14 protein-coding genes and 1 other annotated feature are annotated in these 17,235 nt (G+C 43.0%); of the genes, 8 read left to right on the top strand and 6 right to left on the bottom strand.

What is annotated here, in order from left to right; all coding sequences use genetic code 11:
* The first annotated feature begins 358 nt into the window (after nt 1-358).
* Complete coding sequence (locus GX348_09730; protein ID NLP42456.1) at nt 359-1,456, top strand: sugar diacid recognition domain protein; 1,098 nt, start codon at nt 359-361, stop codon at nt 1,454-1,456.
* 49 nt (nt 1,457-1,505) lie between these two features.
* Here GX348_09730 and GX348_09725 read toward each other — a convergent pair whose 3' ends face one another.
* The 3 genes from GX348_09725 to GX348_09715 form a co-directional block, all read right to left on the bottom strand.
* Nucleotides 1,506-2,825, bottom strand: a complete 1,320-nt coding sequence (locus GX348_09725; GenBank protein ID NLP42455.1) for a (Fe-S)-binding protein — start codon at nt 2,823-2,825, stop codon at nt 1,506-1,508.
* A gap of 2 nt (nt 2,826-2,827) precedes the next feature.
* Nucleotides 2,828-4,210, bottom strand: a complete 1,383-nt coding sequence (locus tag GX348_09720) for an FAD-binding protein (GenBank protein ID NLP42454.1) — start codon at nt 4,208-4,210, stop codon at nt 2,828-2,830.
* Between the two features lie 167 nt (nt 4,211-4,377).
* Nucleotides 4,378-5,037 carry a response regulator transcription factor gene (locus GX348_09715; protein NLP42453.1) on the bottom strand — a complete coding sequence of 220 codons (660 nt, stop codon included), beginning with the start codon at nt 5,035-5,037 and terminating at the stop codon, nt 4,378-4,380.
* A 251-nt stretch (nt 5,038-5,288) separates the two neighbouring features.
* Here GX348_09715 and GX348_09710 point away from each other — a divergent pair, with 251 nt between their 5' ends.
* The 3 genes from GX348_09710 (at nt 5,289) to GX348_09700 (ending at nt 8,458) form a co-directional block, all read left to right on the top strand.
* Entirely contained in the window at nt 5,289-5,708 is a 420-nt protein-coding gene (locus GX348_09710) for a HutP family protein (protein ID NLP42452.1), read from the top strand.
* A 296-nt stretch (nt 5,709-6,004) separates the two neighbouring features.
* Nucleotides 6,005-7,960 (top strand): anaerobic carbon-monoxide dehydrogenase catalytic subunit, encoded by a 1,956-nt coding sequence (gene cooS, locus GX348_09705; GenBank protein ID NLP42451.1) that lies wholly within the window; start codon nt 6,005-6,007, stop codon nt 7,958-7,960.
* 114 nt (nt 7,961-8,074) lie between these two features.
* A complete protein-coding gene (locus GX348_09700; GenBank protein NLP42450.1) occupies nt 8,075-8,458 on the top strand; it encodes a RidA family protein in 384 nt (127 codons plus the stop codon).
* A gap of 41 nt (nt 8,459-8,499) precedes the next feature.
* Here GX348_09700 and lgt read toward each other — a convergent pair whose 3' ends face one another.
* From lgt to GX348_09685, 3 genes are read right to left on the bottom strand one after another with little or no spacing between them, the layout of a single operon-like run.
* The gene (gene lgt, locus GX348_09695; GenBank protein ID NLP42449.1) at nt 8,500-9,303 is read right to left on the bottom strand and encodes a prolipoprotein diacylglyceryl transferase; all 804 of its coding nucleotides are present in this window, start codon (nt 9,301-9,303) and stop codon (nt 8,500-8,502) included.
* A gap of 30 nt (nt 9,304-9,333) precedes the next feature.
* Nucleotides 9,334-9,771 (bottom strand): metal-sensitive transcriptional regulator, encoded by a 438-nt coding sequence (locus tag GX348_09690; GenBank protein ID NLP42448.1) that lies wholly within the window; start codon nt 9,769-9,771, stop codon nt 9,334-9,336.
* Entirely contained in the window at nt 9,753-10,145 is a 393-nt protein-coding gene (locus tag GX348_09685; GenBank protein ID NLP42447.1) for a hypothetical protein, read from the bottom strand. Before GX348_09685 ends, GX348_09690 begins: the two co-directional genes overlap by 19 nt.
* A 108-nt stretch (nt 10,146-10,253) precedes the next feature.
* Nucleotides 10,254-10,463, top strand: a binding site (T-box leader).
* 70 nt (nt 10,464-10,533) lie between these two features.
* Between GX348_09685 and GX348_09680 the strand changes: the two genes are divergently transcribed.
* The 4 genes from GX348_09680 to holA all read left to right on the top strand — a co-directional run bounded on the left by GX348_09680 (nt 10,534) and on the right by holA (nt 17,159).
* Nucleotides 10,534-13,011 carry a leucine--tRNA ligase gene (locus GX348_09680; protein ID NLP42446.1) on the top strand — a complete coding sequence of 826 codons (2,478 nt, stop codon included), beginning with the start codon at nt 10,534-10,536 and terminating at the stop codon, nt 13,009-13,011.
* Nucleotides 13,012-13,134: 123 nt separating this feature from the next.
* Complete coding sequence (locus tag GX348_09675) at nt 13,135-13,719, top strand: ComEA family DNA-binding protein (protein ID NLP42445.1); 585 nt, start codon at nt 13,135-13,137, stop codon at nt 13,717-13,719.
* 2 nt (nt 13,720-13,721) lie between these two features.
* Entirely contained in the window at nt 13,722-16,097 is a 2,376-nt protein-coding gene (locus GX348_09670) for a DNA internalization-related competence protein ComEC/Rec2 (GenBank protein NLP42444.1), read from the top strand.
* Nucleotides 16,098-16,124: 27 nt separating this feature from the next.
* Entirely contained in the window at nt 16,125-17,159 is a 1,035-nt protein-coding gene (gene holA / locus GX348_09665; protein NLP42443.1) for a DNA polymerase III subunit delta, read from the top strand.
* Nucleotides 17,160-17,235: the final 76 nt, after the last annotated feature.

Below are 17,235 nucleotides of genomic sequence, written 5' to 3'. Positions count from 1 at the left end.
ACGCAGAAAACATAGTATTCCCGCATAGTGAGATAGTGCTTCACCATAGCTTGGGAGGCTAGGTGACAGTCTTATACTTATTAAGTACAAGACCAGCAGAAGCTTGTTGGCTCCAAATATCTGCTTCGGCAAAAATCCCTTTCCGTACAGGTCACAGCAGCCAGCTCACTATACGTATTCTTGATGTTTGCACCTCTATACATCACAATATATTATGTCTACTTAATTCTAGTATAATTTTATCGTATCTGTCAATGGAATTTTAGTCAGAAGCATTAACTTTACATGAGTTGCGTTATATAATTAATGTATGGCAACACAAAGTATATCTTAGATAATATGACTATTGGAGGTAGCAATGCAAGAATATTACACAAGTTTAGACCCAAAGTTTGCTCAGTCATTAGTTGATATTGTCGCCAGTGAGCTGAATAAAAATGTAAACATTACCGATGATCATGGCGTAATAGTTGCATCGTTCAGTAAGGAGCGGATTTCACAGGTACACGAAGCTGCGGCGCGTATGCTTAAAAGTGGCAAGATTACAGCGTTCTCGGTTAGCGCAGAAGATGAAAAAAATTTAAAAGGGGTTCGCAGGGGATTCAACGTTCCAATTATTTTTGGCAATAAATGCGTGGGAGTAATTGGTGTTACCGGTGACCCTGAATTAGCAGCACCTTATGCCCGTTTGGCTGTTCGCTTTGTTGAGGCGGCTCTTGAGGCTAATGCTCGTCAGGAACAGCTTGTCCGGGCCCTTAATGAAAAAAAGAAACTACAATCAATTCTATTAAACAAGACTATCAGCATTCAGGAAGAGGAGCGCAAGAAAATTTCCCGTGAACTGCATGATGAGACAAGCCAAGCTCTTACCTCCATTATTGTCGGTTTGCGAGTGTTAGCCGAACATTCCTCTGTCCCGGCCGATCGTGAAAGTATTTTGCAGATGAGAGATGTAGCCGTGCAAACCTTAGAAGCAGTTCACAATTTAGCTTTGGAGCTTCGTCCGGTCCTTCTTGATGATATGGGTTTAGTTGCAGCAATTCAAAGATATGTGGACAATTATACGCGCCAGTATGGGATAAAAATAGATGTTGACTTTAGTAATTTAGGCCGTGAACGTTTTTTACCTGAAATTGAGATTACTTTATACCGTTTGGTACAGGAAGCGCTAACAAATATTGTCCGTCATGCCCGAGCTAGTGAGATTAGAATAACCTTATGTAAGCAGCGAGCCAAGTTATTTCTTAGCATCTGTGATAATGGGGTAGGTTTTGAAGCTGCAAACTGGCCAGCTAATAATGAGAATATTGGACTAGGAATTTATGGAATGAGAGAGAGAGTTGCTTTGTTAAACGGAAGATTCAGGCTGCAATCGGAAATTGGTAAAGGTACTGAGATTACTGTAGAAATTCCGGTACGCAAAAAAGAAAAAAGCAGAAAGTATGTTGAAGAATAACATACTTTCTGCTAAAGGGGTTAATAAATATATTAGTATTTATTGACCTCTATTTTTTTTTGCCGGCTTGATAAGCTCTATCTAACAATTGAATAACGTGGAATACTTGAGCATCTTTATTATTTTGAACTAAGCCGTCAGTAATGTGCATACGGCAAGTGCCGCAGCTAGTGGCAACAATGTCAGCTTTTGTGCTGGCAATATCAGCGATCTTCTTATCATTAATTTGGCGTGAAATATCGTAATGGGCTAGACTGAATGAACCGCCTGATCCACAGCAACGATCAGGTGCTTTCATCTCAACAAAATTAAGGCCTGGAATAGCTTTTAGTACTTCACGCGGCTGACGGGTTACTTTAATACCACGTGCCATATGGCATGGATCATGCATTGTAACTGTTGCATTTACCGGGCCAAGGGTATCGGTACGGAACTTAAGCACATCAACGAGGAATTCGCTGATTTCATAAGTCTTCTTCGATAGCTTTTCAGCGCGAGCTTTCATTGCCGGGTCGTCCTTGAACATATGAGGGTATTCAATTTTGAAGGCTTCTGTGCAAGAACCGCAGGCGGCAATGATGTAATCAACATCATACCGTTCAAAGGTTTCGATATTGTGTTTAGCAAAGGTTTTGCCCATATCAACTTCACCAGAAGTGAAGACTGGAGTACCACAGCAATGCTGCATACTAGGCATTACAACTTCGACGTTATTGGCTTTAAGGACATTGATAACAGATTGGCCAACGTCAGTATACGCATAGTTAATCGTACAGCCAGTAAAGAAGGCAACACGCATTTTAGGTTTATCAACTTTTACGGTTTCAGGGTATTGGCTGCGAAGCGGGGTTGATTGGAATGGTGCAGTAACGCGCTTGGCATCCATACCTGGCATTGGGAATCGGGCAACCGCAGCCATTGGACGCGGCAATTTTTTGAAGCTGAGCGGTCCGAATAAGCCAGCCATCCGGAGCGCAAAATCAAATAAATGTCTGTTCTGGAGAAGATTAAACACGTTTTTCTTAATTGAACCAAGTCCGCGTGCTTTAACTACTGCTTGGCGGCCGCGGATGATAAGTTCATCAGCACGAATGCCGCAAGGACAGTTCGCAGTACATGCTTTACAGGAAACGCACATTCCCATAGCTTTTTCAAAGTTTTCAGAAATTGGAATCTGCCCATTCAAGACACCTTCCATAAGAGCAAGCTTGCCGCGCGCAACTGAAGATTCGACGCCCAGTTCACTAAACATAGGGCAGACTGCCATGCAGCCGCCGCATTTCGAACAGTTGGCAAGCGAGTTCTCAATGTCACGGAGCAGAGCCTTATCTTGCTCGTTTACATCCTTTGCTGTAATTTCGTTACTCATTTTCAACACTCTCCCACTAATTTTCCTGGATTTAGAATCAGATTGGGGTCAAGTGCGCGCTTAATGGCTTTCATTGCGTTCATACCAACAGGACCATGTTGGTATTCCATCCATTCAAGTTTGCCGAGGCCGATGCCATGCTCACCGCTCAATGTACCGCCAAGGTCAACTGCGGCTTTAAACATTTCATCCATAGCTGTATAAACACGTGCCATTTCTTCTTTGTCACGGATATCGCAAACAATTGTCGGATGCATATTGCCATCGCCTGCATGTCCGAAAGTGCCAATTTGTACGTTGTTTCTCTTGGCAATATCTTGTACAGCACGCAGGAATTTTGGTACCATGCTGCGAGGAACGGTAGCGTCTTCACAATAGGTTGTAGTCCGGAGTTTATTGAGGGCTGGCAGTGCTGCACGGCGCGCAGCCCATAATTTATCGACTTCTGCAGCCGTTTTAGCTACTTGAACAGTGGCGGCATTATTTTCTTTAAGAACTTTCAGTACTTTTTCAGCTTCTTGCTCGACAACTGTTGGGTTGCCGTCAACTTCAATCAGCAGTACAGCCTCCATGTCAAGGGGCAGCCCGACTTTAGCATAATCCTCAACTGTGCGGATTGTTGCATTATCCATGATTTCAAGAGTCGCTGGAATAATATTGGCAGCAATAATTCCTGCGACAGTGTTACCGGCATCATCAAGATTTTTGAAGATTGCCATCATGCTCTTTTTAGCTTCAGGAGCAGGTACAAGCTTAACAATAACCTTGGTAATAACGCCAAGTGTACCTTCAGCGCCAGTAAACAATTTAGTCATATCATAGCCGGAAACGTCTTTTACGTTTTTACCGCCGCAGTTCATTACTTCGCCATTAGCAAGTACTACTTCCATACCCATTACATAATGCTTTGTAACACCATACTTCAGTCCGCGTAAGCCGCCGGCATTTTCGGAAACGGTTCCGCCGAGAGTAGCTGTTTTAACTGTACCGGGATCAGGTGGATAAATCAAGCCGAACTTAGCAGCCTCGGTGTTTAAGTCACCGACGATAACGCCTGGTTCGCATACAGCAATTAGATTGGCTGGGTCTAACTCAATAATTTTGTTTAAGCGGGTCATAACCATGACGATACCGCCTTTCATAGGGCAGGTACCGGCAGAAAGGTTAGTGCCCGAGCCGCGGGTATAAACAGGAATCTTGTTGCTGTTTGCCAATGCTAAGATTTTTGAAACTTCTTCAGTATTGGCAGGTCTAACTACTGCATCAGGCAGATTCTGGAACCCAGGAGTTGCATCATAGGAGTAGCTGTACAGGTCTTCGGGGCTGGTCATAATATACTCCTGACCAACAATCTTAGTTAATGCATCAATGATTTGACTTTGCATTTTCTCATACTCCTCTACCAAATTATTTTAAATTTTATAATATAGAATAAATTTACTACTAATTATAGTTTGGACGAAAAATGTCAAATTGTAAATCAGGCAGACTAGGTAAATGAGCGTAGGGGATATCCCTACAATTACTTAAAGAATACCTTACCAACTGTGGATTAGGTGCTGATAAGCTTATACTTAATTGCGTAGTTGACTAATTCGGACTTCTTGCGCAAACTGAGTTTATTCATAACGCGTGAGCGATATGTGTCTACAGTTTTAGCGCTAATTGAAAGTAAATCAGCAATTTCACTGTTAGAATAACCTTGTGCCAAAAAACGGAGAACTTCGCGTTCACGTATGCTTAAGAGAACATAGGGATTGCGAATATCCGGTTCGACTGCAGCAGTATGCAATAAACTCTCAATTAAAGTCTGGGAGACTTTTTCGTTAAGATACATTTTGCCTGAATGAATCTTAACGATGCCTTCGATTAACTCTGTGTCGGCAGATTTTTTGAGTACATACCCATCAGCGCCTGCCCGCATTACTTCCTTAATATATTCTTCATCGTCGTACATCGTTAAGACAAGTACACGGCAGGTTAGGTTGCGTGAACGGATTTCTTTTAAGCAATCTACTCCGTTCATGTCGGGCATTGATATGTCCAGGATGAGGACGTCTGGTTTTAGTTCTTCAACCATTTTTATCGCCTCTAACCCGTCACCTGCTTCACCGATAACTTCAAACTGCGGAGAGCAGTTAAGCAGTGCTTTTAATCCAGACCGTAAAACTGCGTGATCATCGGCAATCACTATTCGTATAGTTTCCACAATAACATCGGCGCAATAAGCTTTCTTTCAAAAGCACGCCTCCTCCTTTCGCTAAAATTTAGCGGGTAGGGCCAAGTACTTATAGTTAAACTTATCACAATTTGATTTTTAAGTAAACAAGTGAGTTTTGCCAAAATTGCTTCTTTTCACGCTAATTGTTAACCATTTTGTCTGGTATTGACAATTAATAGCGGGTTTGCTAAATTTAAATCAAGTTAGCAAGCTCCGCTGTAAAAGGCAGGAAGGTTGTGAATATGGAAACCATTATGAGTATTGATGTCGGTCGAGCAGCGATTAAGATTTGCATAAGTGAGACCCGGCAGGATGAACAGCAAATACGCGAAATTTTGCTTAGACGAGGTATAAATTCTGTAGCTGTAGATTTTGGCGGTGAATTTGTGCCGTCCGTTAAAAAAATTATTGAACGGGCGGTGGTTGCTGCTCAACGTCAGGGTTTAGTCGCTGCAAATCACGTTGGTGAGGGTGCTGTAGCTGGTGCGGCGCGAGCAGCGCTTGAGCAAATTTCACCAATGGCGGTAGGCCTTAATGTAGGCGGTAAAATCGGTATTGCCCGTCATGGTGAACATTTATGTGTTGCTATTTATTGCGGGGTTGGGATGCTGAATCTAAATGAGGTCGCTATAGGGTTGGCGCATCGATCATTACCAGTTTAACAGTAATTATTTTAATCGAGCAGAAGAACTGCTCGATATTTTTTTGTCTAAATTCTGCCTATATAAATAAATTTTGATTTTATTGTAAAAAATAGTTACAAAGCATTGAAGGAGGTAGAGCTGTGTCAAATAATGGCGATCAAAAATTGATAAAAAGTACTGACCCTGTCAGCAAAGGCGATGTTGAGTCGGTGTTAGGAAAAGGTGATGCAAGCGCCACCAATAATCCTGATGATCATTTTGATGTTCACCAAAATCAACGTAAGTACTATGATATCGAAAAGTCCCCGACTTCGATGGAAGATGTCCACAAATGGCAGCGTCAGCATATAAAAGTGCATGACCAAAGTAAGGAAGGCTTTCCGCTAAATGTAATTATTGATCCGGCCATGCGCGAAATGTATCAGCATGTTCATGCTCAAGGCTTGACTAATGTATTTGACCGGTTTGAACAACAGGAGAAAATTCGCTGTAATTTCTGCGCGCAAGGCTTGTCTTGCCAATTATGTGCAAACGGCCCTTGTCGTATTAACGCAAAAGTACCGCGTGGCAACTGCGGTGTTGATGCTCATGTAATGGTTGCCAGAAACTTTGTTTATCGCCATGTTACGATTGGAACGGCCGCTAATATTTTTCATGCCCAGCAGGCGGCCCGTACTTTAAAGGCAGCCGCGGAAAACCCAAACAGCGGCCTTAAGATTCGAGATACGAATAAACTTTTGAAATACGCCGAGATGGCCGGCTTAAATAGTCATGAGGACGTAAACAAAGTCGCCGTTAATTTTGCCAATTTTATTATGGAAGATATGGGGCGGCCATACTGGGAGGAATCTAAGCTTGTACAAGCCTTTGCGCCACCTAAACGTCAGGAGCTTTGGCGTAAATTAAAGCTTTACCCAGGCGGAGGATTTAGCGAAGTAGCTACAGCTCAAACAAAATGCATGACTAACCTAAATGCAGACCCAATTGACTTCTTACTGACATCGGTGCGTTTAGGGGTTGCTAACGAATATCAGGGATTATTCGCACTCGATACTCTCCAGGAAATTTTGATGGGTACGCAAAGAATTCGCACCGCCAAGCAAAACATGGGTCTGCTGAAGAAAGACATGGTCAACATCATAACGAACGGGCACATGCCTCTTACTGCGCATGTTGTTGTTGAACTTGCTTCGACCCCGGAATGGAAGGAAAAAGCCAGTAAGGCTGGTGCTAGCGGCATCCAAATTCTCGGCCATGTATGCGAAGGTCAGCAGCTTTTAAATTATGAGGATACCGGCAAAATGAGCGCTTACGGTGGACAAGAAGGCGAGTGGCTGTCGGAAGAGTATCTGTTAGCTACTGGTGCGGTAGATTTATTTATGTTTGATTATAACTGTACGATTCCTACCTTGCCGCTTTACGCAAAGCGGTTTGGTACTACAATGGTCAGTACGCATGAAGTTATTCGCATGCCAGGCACTGAAGTAGTTGAATTTAAACCTGAAGAAATGCGCAAACAAGCCGAACAAATTTTAGATATGGCAATTGCAGCTTATGCTAAACGGAAAGCAGAGAATAGGGAAGTTTACATTCCGCCGCATGTTTCGGATTGTATGATCGGTTTTAGCACTGAATCAGTAAAAGAAGCATTGGGAGGATCATGGAAACCACTTATTGACGCCATTGTCGAAGGTAAGATTCGTGGCATAGCGACGATAGTTGGCTGTACAACTGCTCGTTACGGGCAGGGTGGCAGTAACATTTTTAGGATTGCCAAGGGCTTAATTGAGAAAGATATTCTTATTCTGTCCGGTGGTTGCACATCTTCGGTAATGGAATATACCGGTTTAGCCGATCCTAAAGCTGCCGAAGAATGCGGTCCTGGGCTTAAGGCGGTATGTAAGGCGCTTGGAATTCCACCAGTGTTGTCCTATGGGGCTTGTGTGGATATTGGTAAGATGACACAAACTGCTAAAGAAATAGCAGATACCCTCGATGTCGATACCAATATGCTTCCGATTGTTATCGGCGCGCCGGAATATCTTGAGCAAAAAGCTGTAGCTGATGCCTGTACGGCAATTGCGCTCGGCTGGTTAGTGCATGTTGCACCAGTTCCTTCTGTGACCGGCAGTGATGTTGTTGTTAAGACACTGACTGAAACCACTGAGACACTCGGTCTTGGAAAGCTTACTGTTGAGGTTAGTGCTGACAAGACGGTACAACTATATGTCGATCACATTGAAAAGAAACGTAAAGAGCTAGGTATTTAAACTTAGAGCGCTCCTTTTGGAGCGCTCTAAAAAGTTAGGAATTCAAAGAATATGCTTAGAGGTATTTTATTATCGTATGTGGAAAATAGTGGATAAGTATAAAGGGGGAGTACTATGAAAAAGGTAGTTAATACATCAATGGCTCCGCAGGCCATTGGACCGTATTCGCAGGCAATAAAAGCTAATGGTTTTTTGTTTGTTTCCGGCCAAATCCCACTTGATCCGGTAAGCGGTCAGCTTGCCTACGGCGGCATCGAGGTGCAAACCCATCAAGTCCTCAAGAATCTGAGCGCGATTCTTGCGCAGGAGGGATTAACGTTTGATCATGTTGTTAAGACCGGCGTTTTTCTACAGGATATGAATGATTTTGCAGTGGTTAATAAGGTTTACGCTGAATATTTTAAGAACGAGCCGCCTGCCAGAGCCTGCGTCCAAGTAGCCCGGCTGCCGCGTGATGTTGGAGTAGAAATCGAGTTAATTGCGGCTTACAATAAGTAAAATGGATAAGGTGGACCTAAATAATCTAGGTCCACCCTTATTCATTCTCCGACTTCCTTGTTTTCGCGCTGATTTATCCGCTGACCATAGCGACCGCAAAGCGCAAAGAGAATTAAACCGATAATGATAACGGCAAGGCTGGTTAGCTGAGCTGATTTAAGGCCGAATAGCAGCGTCCCGTAGTCACCCCGTATATATTCTAGGAAAAACCTGGCCGTTGAATATAGTACCGCATATAAGATGAAAGCTTGACCTTTAGCATGGTTAGTTGTACGAAATAGTAGCAGCAGAACAAAGATTATTATATCAATTTGTCCTTCCCAAATCTCGGCCGGCCATAGCGGCTGATTGCCGTAAGTCTGATAAGCCAAAGTAGTAGGGGGATAAATTATTCCATACGGTCCGCCGGTAGGGTGACCAAAAGCATCACCATTCAATAAATTAGCCATTCTGCCGATTGCCTGACCGATTATTACTGCCGGAGCGGCAACAATATCAGCAAATGCCCAAGTGTCTATCTTGTGATACTTAGTATATATATAGCCGGCAATTGTTCCGAATAGGATGCCGCCCTGGATGGCCATACCGCCTTGCCAAACAAAGGGAATTTCTAGTAAATGATGTTGGTAGTAGCCCCAATCAAAAAAGAATACGTCCCAAAGGCGGGCTCCGACAAGACCAGCCAAACCGCAGTAAATACCCATATCAGGCACATGATGATGCCAACGTCCGTCCTGCTTAGCAAAAAAATAAGCAGCACCAGTTGCCAGGATAATACTAAGGCTTAATATTAAGCCGTATGTTCGAACCGGAAAATCACCGATAAAGAAGAGATATTGGTGCATTAAAAACCTCCACTGTAATAGCGACCAAAATTACTTTAAAAAGGTCAGCATCTGTTTAATAATTTCTTCAACTTTTTTCTTATCAACTGGTTTCTCGTCATGATCGCCGCATAAGCAATCGACAGCATTGTTTTCTAATATATAGACGCCAATTTTTTCAATGGAGGCTCGCACTGCTGACAACTGAATAAGTATATTTGGGCATGGCTGGCCTTCTTCGACCATGCGCTCAATACCGGCAATGTGGCCTCTGGCATTTTTAAGGCGGCTGAGGACTTCGGATTTCGGATCTGTATCTGAACTATTATGCACACTAACGCCTCTTTCTATTTTTTGGATTTTATATATTATAAGGTATTTCCCTGGTATTATCAAGCAATCGCTCCAATGATAAAGATAATAAATAAGGCCGCGAACCTGTATCGCAGCCTTAGGAATAAGTAGATAAATTATATTGTTTTCATCCATTCTTCAAATTTACCCATAAGCTCGCTCTTTGCATTGTCAACTTCGGCGCCATGCCATTCTTGGCCGGTATCGCCATCATACCATACATCTTTGTTAGTAAAAGAATCTGTGGGATAAAGCTTTTCTTTGAGCGTCGCATACATGTCATCAACGATACTTTGTTTTAACGTTTTTCTAGCTGCTCGGCAGCCTGTTTTTTCGGTCGTAGTTACCTGAATGCCTGTATCATCGGCGCTAATTTCAATAAGACTGAGAAGTTTCCCATGCTGATTAGCTGTATTAATAGCCTGTCGGGCTGCAGCGGCAGCTTGTTCACGCGTGATACTGTCATCAGATACCGTTACTCTGACATTGCCAATGATTAATTTGTACATAACGCACCTCCTCATCAGCATTTATATGCCGCTAAATAAGATATAGAACAACGTATTGACGTATTGGCGAAAGTTGACTTTTCATAACAACTGGGATATAATTATGTCTAAAATCCTTAGAAATGGATTAGTAAGCTTGAATTGCGGTTCAGAAAGCTGGCGGTAGATGCGAGCCAGTCTGCCTAGAGCTGAACTCACCATGGAGGAGCAGTCGCGACGATTGAAGTGACTGACGTTTAACCAGCGTTAAGGGGTTATTAAGAGGGCAGCACACTGCTGCCAATCAGGGTGGTACCGCGGGAAAAACTCGTCCCTGGCTAATAGCCAAGGGCTTTTTTTATTTGTCTTCATTGTAAATATTTGGAGGAACATATTTAGGAGGATTAAAATGGAAGAAAGATATACACCGCGCGAAATAGAGGCTAAATGGCAGAAAGCTTGGCAGGAAGAAAGTGCTTTTAAAACCGAACTGAACCGCCAGCGGCCCGAATATTACGTACTAGAAATGTTTCCATATCCTTCCGGAAACCTACATATGGGTCATGTACGCAATTATTCAATAGGTGACGTAATAGCGCGCTTCAAAGTAATGCAAGGCTATAATGTACTTCATCCGATGGGCTGGGATGCTTTTGGCATGCCCGCCGAGAATGCTGCCATTAAGAATGGCATACATCCATCAGCATGGACATGGGATAACATTGCAAATATGCGGCGTCAGCAGCAGGAACTTGGACTTTCTTATGACTGGGACCGAGAAGTGGCTACTTGTCATCCTGATTATTATCGTTGGACGCAGTGGTTGTTCTTATTATTTTATGAACGCGGCCTGGCTTATAAAAAGAAAGCGGCGGTTAACTGGTGTGAAGAATGTAATACAGTTTTAGCTAATGAACAGGTAATTGACGGTCACTGTTGGCGGTGTGATTCAGCTGTTATTAAAAGAGAACTTGAACAATGGTTCTTTAAGATAACTGACTATGCTGATAGGTTACTGGAGGATTTAAAAGAATTAAAGGGCTGGCCTGAGCGCGTTAAGATTATGCAGGATAATTGGATCGGCCGAAGCGAAGGCGCCGAGTTTAGTTTTGAAGTGCCTGAAATTAACGAGAGAATCCCGGTATTTACAACAAGACATGACACGGTTTTTGGTGTAACCTATATAGTGCTAGCGCCAGAGCATCCGTTGGTTGAAAAACTTATTACCGGAAAAGAAACTGCGCCGGCCGTACGTGATTTTGTAGAGAAAGTTCGTAATATGAGTGAAGTAAGCCGAACTTCCAACGATTTTGAGAAAGAGGGCATGTTTACCGGCGCCTATGCACTGCATCCATTTACAGGAGAAAAAATTGAAATATGGGTTGCAAACTATGTGCTGTTTGAATACGGAACAGGTGCGGTTATGGGGGTTCCTGCCCACGATGAACGCGATTGGCAGTTTGCGACCAAATATGGATTAAAGAAGAAGCTTGTTGTGCAGCAGCCTAATAGTCAAATGACCATCGAAACTATGGAGAATGCTTATAGTGGCCCGGGTATTTTAGTAAACTCTGGTCAGTTTGATGGCATGGAGAATGAAGCAGGTAAAGTTGCCATTGCTAAATGCTTTGAAGAGAAAGGCATTGGTAAACGACGCATTAACTACCGCCTGCGTGATTGGCTTGTTTCCCGGCAACGTTATTGGGGAGCGCCTATCCCCATAATCTATTGTTCGGAATGCGGTATAGTACCTGTGTCTAAAGATCAACTGCCTGTTATGCTGCCAGATAACGTGGGATTTGAAGGCGGTTCCGTGTCCCCGTTAACAAGTGTTGAAGAATTTGTAAATTGTGCATGTCCAAAATGCGGCGGACAAGCTCGCCGCGAAACTGACACGATGGATACCTTCATTTGTTCGTCGTGGTATTACATGCGCTACACCGATCCAGATAACACCTCTTTACCGTTTGACGCTTCCAAAGCTAACTACTGGATGCCTGTCGACCAGTATATAGGCGGTATTGAGCATGCAATACTCCATCTTTTATATTCGCGGTTTTTTACAAAGGTTCTGAAAGATGCCGGTTTAATTAACGTCAATGAGCCATTTAAAAACCTCCTAACACAAGGTATGGTAATCAAAGATGGTGCCAAGATGTCCAAGTCAAAAGGCAATGTAGTTTCGCCTGAAGAGATAGTTGGCAAGTACGGCGCTGATACAGCAAGGCTCTTCATTTTGTTTGCCGCACCGCCTGAACGCGATTTAGAATGGAGCGATCAGGGTGTCGAAGGTGCATATCGTTTCTTAGGACGCGTCTGGCGGATAGTCGGACACTATGAAACATTTATCAGCGAAGAAGACACTAGTGATTATAGTAATCTTACTAAATCTGAACGTGAATTGCGGCGAATGCTCCATAACACGATTAAACGGGTAACAGACGATGTCGGCAACCGTTATAACTTCAATACAGCCATAAGCGCCATCATGGAATTGGTTAATTTTATGTATAATGTTAAAGAACAGAATGAAAAGATTTCGTCAAGTGTTGCGCGCGAGGTAATATCCGGACTGTTAAGGCTGCTGGCGCCATTTGCCCCGCATATGACTGAAGAACTATGGAGCTGTGTAATAAAAGAAGGCAGCGTCCATAAACAATCCTGGCCAGCTTATGATGCTGAGGCAGCTAAGATAGATGAAGTTGAAGTAGTACTGCAGATCAATGGTAAAGTTCGAGACAAGCTTGTAATTTCTGTAGGACTGAGCCCGAAAGAAATGGAAGAAAAAGCCCTCCAGCAGGATAAGGTTAAAGAAATGCTGGAAGGCAAGCAAATCGTAAAAGTTATCTGTGTTCCGCAAAAGCTAGTCAATATTGTTATAAAGTAATTACAAAAAGAGGGAATTCACATTAAAGTGAAGTTCTCTCTTTTTTTGTGCTATTTGATAGACAGAAAAAGGAAATTGGCGCAATTTGCCGAAATATTACGAAAAAATTGATTGGAGGAGAGGATGGTGGACGAACAGAAAAAAAGATTGCTGCTGCTTGCAACACTTACAGTTATAATCCTTTGCGGCAGCTGTTATGCCTATTGGCAGAAAAACTCAGCACCTGAAAGCGTTGCGGTTCCGACAAACCTGAAAGCAAACAAGGAAAGCAGAGTTAATCAGGAGGAGTTAACAGTCTATATTACCGGGGCAGTCATGCAGCCAGGCGTTATTAAAGTACAGGCTGGTACTCGAATTATTGATGTAATCAATGCAGCTGGTGGCTTAGCGCAGGGAGCTGAGGTGAGTAAACTAAATTTGGCTAAGACAGTAAAAGATGGCATGCATATTAAAGTGTCAGGCGGTGCCGAGCTGCCTAGAACAGCAGTCCGTAACGACTCAAACAGAGCTGCAGGAAATAAAATAAATATTAATACAGCAACCAAGGGCGAATTAGATAAGTTGCCGGGAATCGGGCCAACGCTTGCGCAAAGAATAATAGATTACCGCCAAGCCAATGGGCATTTTAAGAATATAGCTGACATAAAAAAAGTGTCTGGAATAAGCGAAAAACGCTATAACAAGCTGAAAGATAATATAAGCATATAGCTATGAAAAGGATATCAATAATTTTTACAGCGGCTTTTGCCGCCGGCATTACAATGGCAGACTTTGATGTAATGACAGGGAATTTAGCTTTACTTTATGCAGTGGCTGCTGGTTTGTTTGTTGGTTTTTTAATTGCTGTATTTAGATGGATAAAGGCGGCAGCGATATTGATGGCGGCCCTTTGTATTGTAAGCGGTTTAATTCATGCCTTGCATGTCAGCCAAGTGCCCTTATCAGATATTAGCCATCTAGCCGGGCAGCGCCTTACAGTGGTAGGAATAGTATCAGATATCCCGCAAGTGCTGCCAATTAGCCAAGACAATGTTAAGGTTAGGTATATAATTAATGCTCGTGCTGCTATAACTGAACAGGGCGAGGAAGTACCCGTGACGGGTGGCGTGCTAATTAATATTAATCAAAGAATTAGCCAGCAGATTTTACCTTATGGGACTGAAACTGTAGCAGCAGGCAAACTAACGTTGCCTCACAGCTATGGCAATCCCGGAATGATTGATACTAGCGCTGCTTTAAAGCGGCAGGGAATAACAGCCCGTCTGTCGGCGGCTGATGGCATGATACGGTTTTCTGATGATAATAGTAAGCGGCACTGGCAAAACACCTTATCCGACTGGCGGGAGAATATTACTAAGCGTATGGAGAAGGCCATGCCGCCTGAAACGGCAGCTATTCTAGCCGGAACGCTTTTTGGCGGTTATGCAGGAATACCCAAAGAGGTTATTGCAAGTTTTGCAACTACAGGTATTATTCATATTCTGTCTGTCTCAGGTACACATATTGCCTTAGTAGCGGCGGTAATTTTTTGGTTTGGCTCGCTGTTTAGAATACGACCGGGGATTATTTCCGCTTGGGCGGCTTTTTCCATAGTTATCTATGCCTTGATCTCGGGTTGTACTCCGCCGGTTGTGCGCTCGGCGATAATGGGAATCATCGGACTTGCTGCTGTCGGTCTAGGCAGGGAAAAAGATGCCCCCACAGCCTTGATGATAGCAGCTTTTCTAATGCTTTTGTACCAACCTGGTCTTATATATGATATAAGCTTCCAACTATCTTTCAGCGCTGCCGCAGGACTGATTTTCTTATATCCAAAGACCGTAGCCTATCTTAAGCTATTACCGGCTTGGCTGGCAAAACCTTTTGCAGTGACGCTTGCGGCGCAATTAGGTGTAGTGCCGTTTATAGCTTGGTACTTTAAAAGTTTTTCGCTCAGTTCATTTATAGCCAATCTTATTGCAATTCCAATTATTGAAGCGGCGGTAATATTGGGTTTGTTTACCTCAATTTTGGGAGCGATGCTAGCACCAGCTAACATATTGTGGTATTCCTGCAGTTTTCTCATTAATTTAGTTGTGGTAATAATAGAAAAACTTGCTACTCTGCCGGGGGCGAGTATTTATCTTCCGCCAATTGGCCTTGAGGCTGGGATTGCCTATTATTGTCTGGTAGCCTGGTTATATGGGTATAGGCCAATATGGATACCCTCACTTTCAGATGTTTATAGTAAGTGGTTCAAAGCTAGTACGGTTTTTTCTATAATTATAACTGTGGCTTTTGCCGTTTATATTAACTATCCGCGGCAATTTGCGGTTCACTTTATCGATGTAGGTCAAGGGGATGCAGCATTAATTATTACTCCGCACCGCCGCTCCATTTTAATCGACAGCGGGGGAACACTTGGCGAAGCAACTGATTTCGATGTTGGTGAGCGAGTGGTTTTGCCTTATCTTAAACATTATGGTATATTGGATATCGATTATCTTATATTGACCCATGGGCATCAGGATCATGCTGGAGGAGCATCAGCGGTTGTTTCAGGTATCCCGGTAAAAAATATAATGATAGCGAGAGAAGAGTTTACGCCGGCGCTAAAAAAGCTGATTAACGCGACGCCTGATGCTGTCTTTATTCCGATTTACCAAGACCAGCAAATCATGCTTGACGGCACAAGAGTTTCAATAATCCTTGATGGGATTAGAGACCAAGCAAAATCAAATAACGAAAGCTCGGCGGTAATTAAAGTTACTTATGGCAGTCATAGTTTCCTATTCACAGGAGACCTAGAGGCTAAAGGTGAGCAGGAGATTTTAATTAAAAAACTGCCGGTGAGATGCTCAGTGTTAAAAGTCGGACATCATGGCTCTAAAACCTCATCTACTCCCGAGTTTTTAGCGGCAGTCCAACCCCAATATGCTGTAATATCTGTCGGTTATAACAATAGGTTCGGTCATCCACATCCCGATGTGATAAAAAGGCTAACTGAGCGGAACATCGAAACCTACCGAACGGATCAGCATGGGGCAATAATCTTTCAATCAGATGGAGAGAACTTACATATTGAGACGTTTCGAGGCTTAAAATGAGGTTACTCCCCTCGTATAGGAGAGCAAATGAATCATACAGATGTTTTACGTGAGATAAAAAACAAGCAAATAAGGTCGGTTTACTTGCTTTACGGTGAAGAAACTTATTTTACCCGCCAATTGGAAAAGGCGATTATTGATGCCGTGCTTACCCCCGAAGAATGTGATATGAATTTGGTTGTATTTAATCAAGATCCGCCTTTTCAGGAATTAGTTACTTTAATAGAGACTATTCCTTTTCTGGGGGGGAGAAATGTCATTGTTATACGGGGAACGTCATTGTTTAAGGCACGAAGAGGCAGTAATGATGAGAACCAACCTTCTTCCGGAAGTAATGATGAACAGTTAATCAGACTTCTGAGTAATATGCCCGACTACAGTCATCTTGTGATGTCAACTACCGACAAGGTTGATAAACGGCGTAAGTTGTTCAAGACAGTTGAGGCATATGGAATAGCTGCGGAAATGGCACCTTTGAAGCTAGGGGATATCAGAGGCTGGCTAAATACTAAGCTGGTATCGCTTAATAAAAACATGGCACAAGATGCTATTGAACATCTACTGGGGGCCATTGCGTTGATGCCGCAGATTTCACTCAGCTTTTTGGACAATGAAATAGAAAAGTTGGCGCTTTATTCGGGGAACCGGAATATAACTCTTGAGGATACAGAGCAAGTTTTAGCATCAATACCGGAAGTTTCAGTATTTGTGTTGATTGATGCCTTAAGCCAGAAACAAAAAGCTAAGGCATTAGAACTGCTGAATCAGCAGCTTGCAGCCGGAGATCATCCCTTAAGGATATTGGCGTTGCTCGTAAGGCAGATAAGAATGTTGTGGCAGGCAAAAGAACTGGCAGCACAAGGCATCAATGCTAGAACGTTAGCAGCATCTATCGGTGTACCGCCTTTTGTGGGCGAAAAAGTCCTCCGCCAAAGCCGAAACTTTTCTCATAAGACTTTAAAGGAAGCTCTATTGGCGCTGGCGGCCGCAGACTATGAGTTGAAAGCCGGCAAATCCGATAATATAGCGCTTGAAAGAATTATAATTGAATTGTGCCAATAGCAAAAAAAATAAGCCTTTCAGTTAAGGCTTATTTTTTATAGCTTACATACTTAGTAAAAAGACTTGGCAAAGCCAA

The sequence above is a fragment of the Veillonellaceae bacterium genome, assembly GCA_012523975.1.
In the GTDB taxonomy this organism is placed as follows: Bacteria; Bacillota; Negativicutes; order JAAYSF01; family JAAYSF01; genus JAAYSF01.
This window is presented reverse-complemented; position numbering and strand designations above follow the sequence as displayed.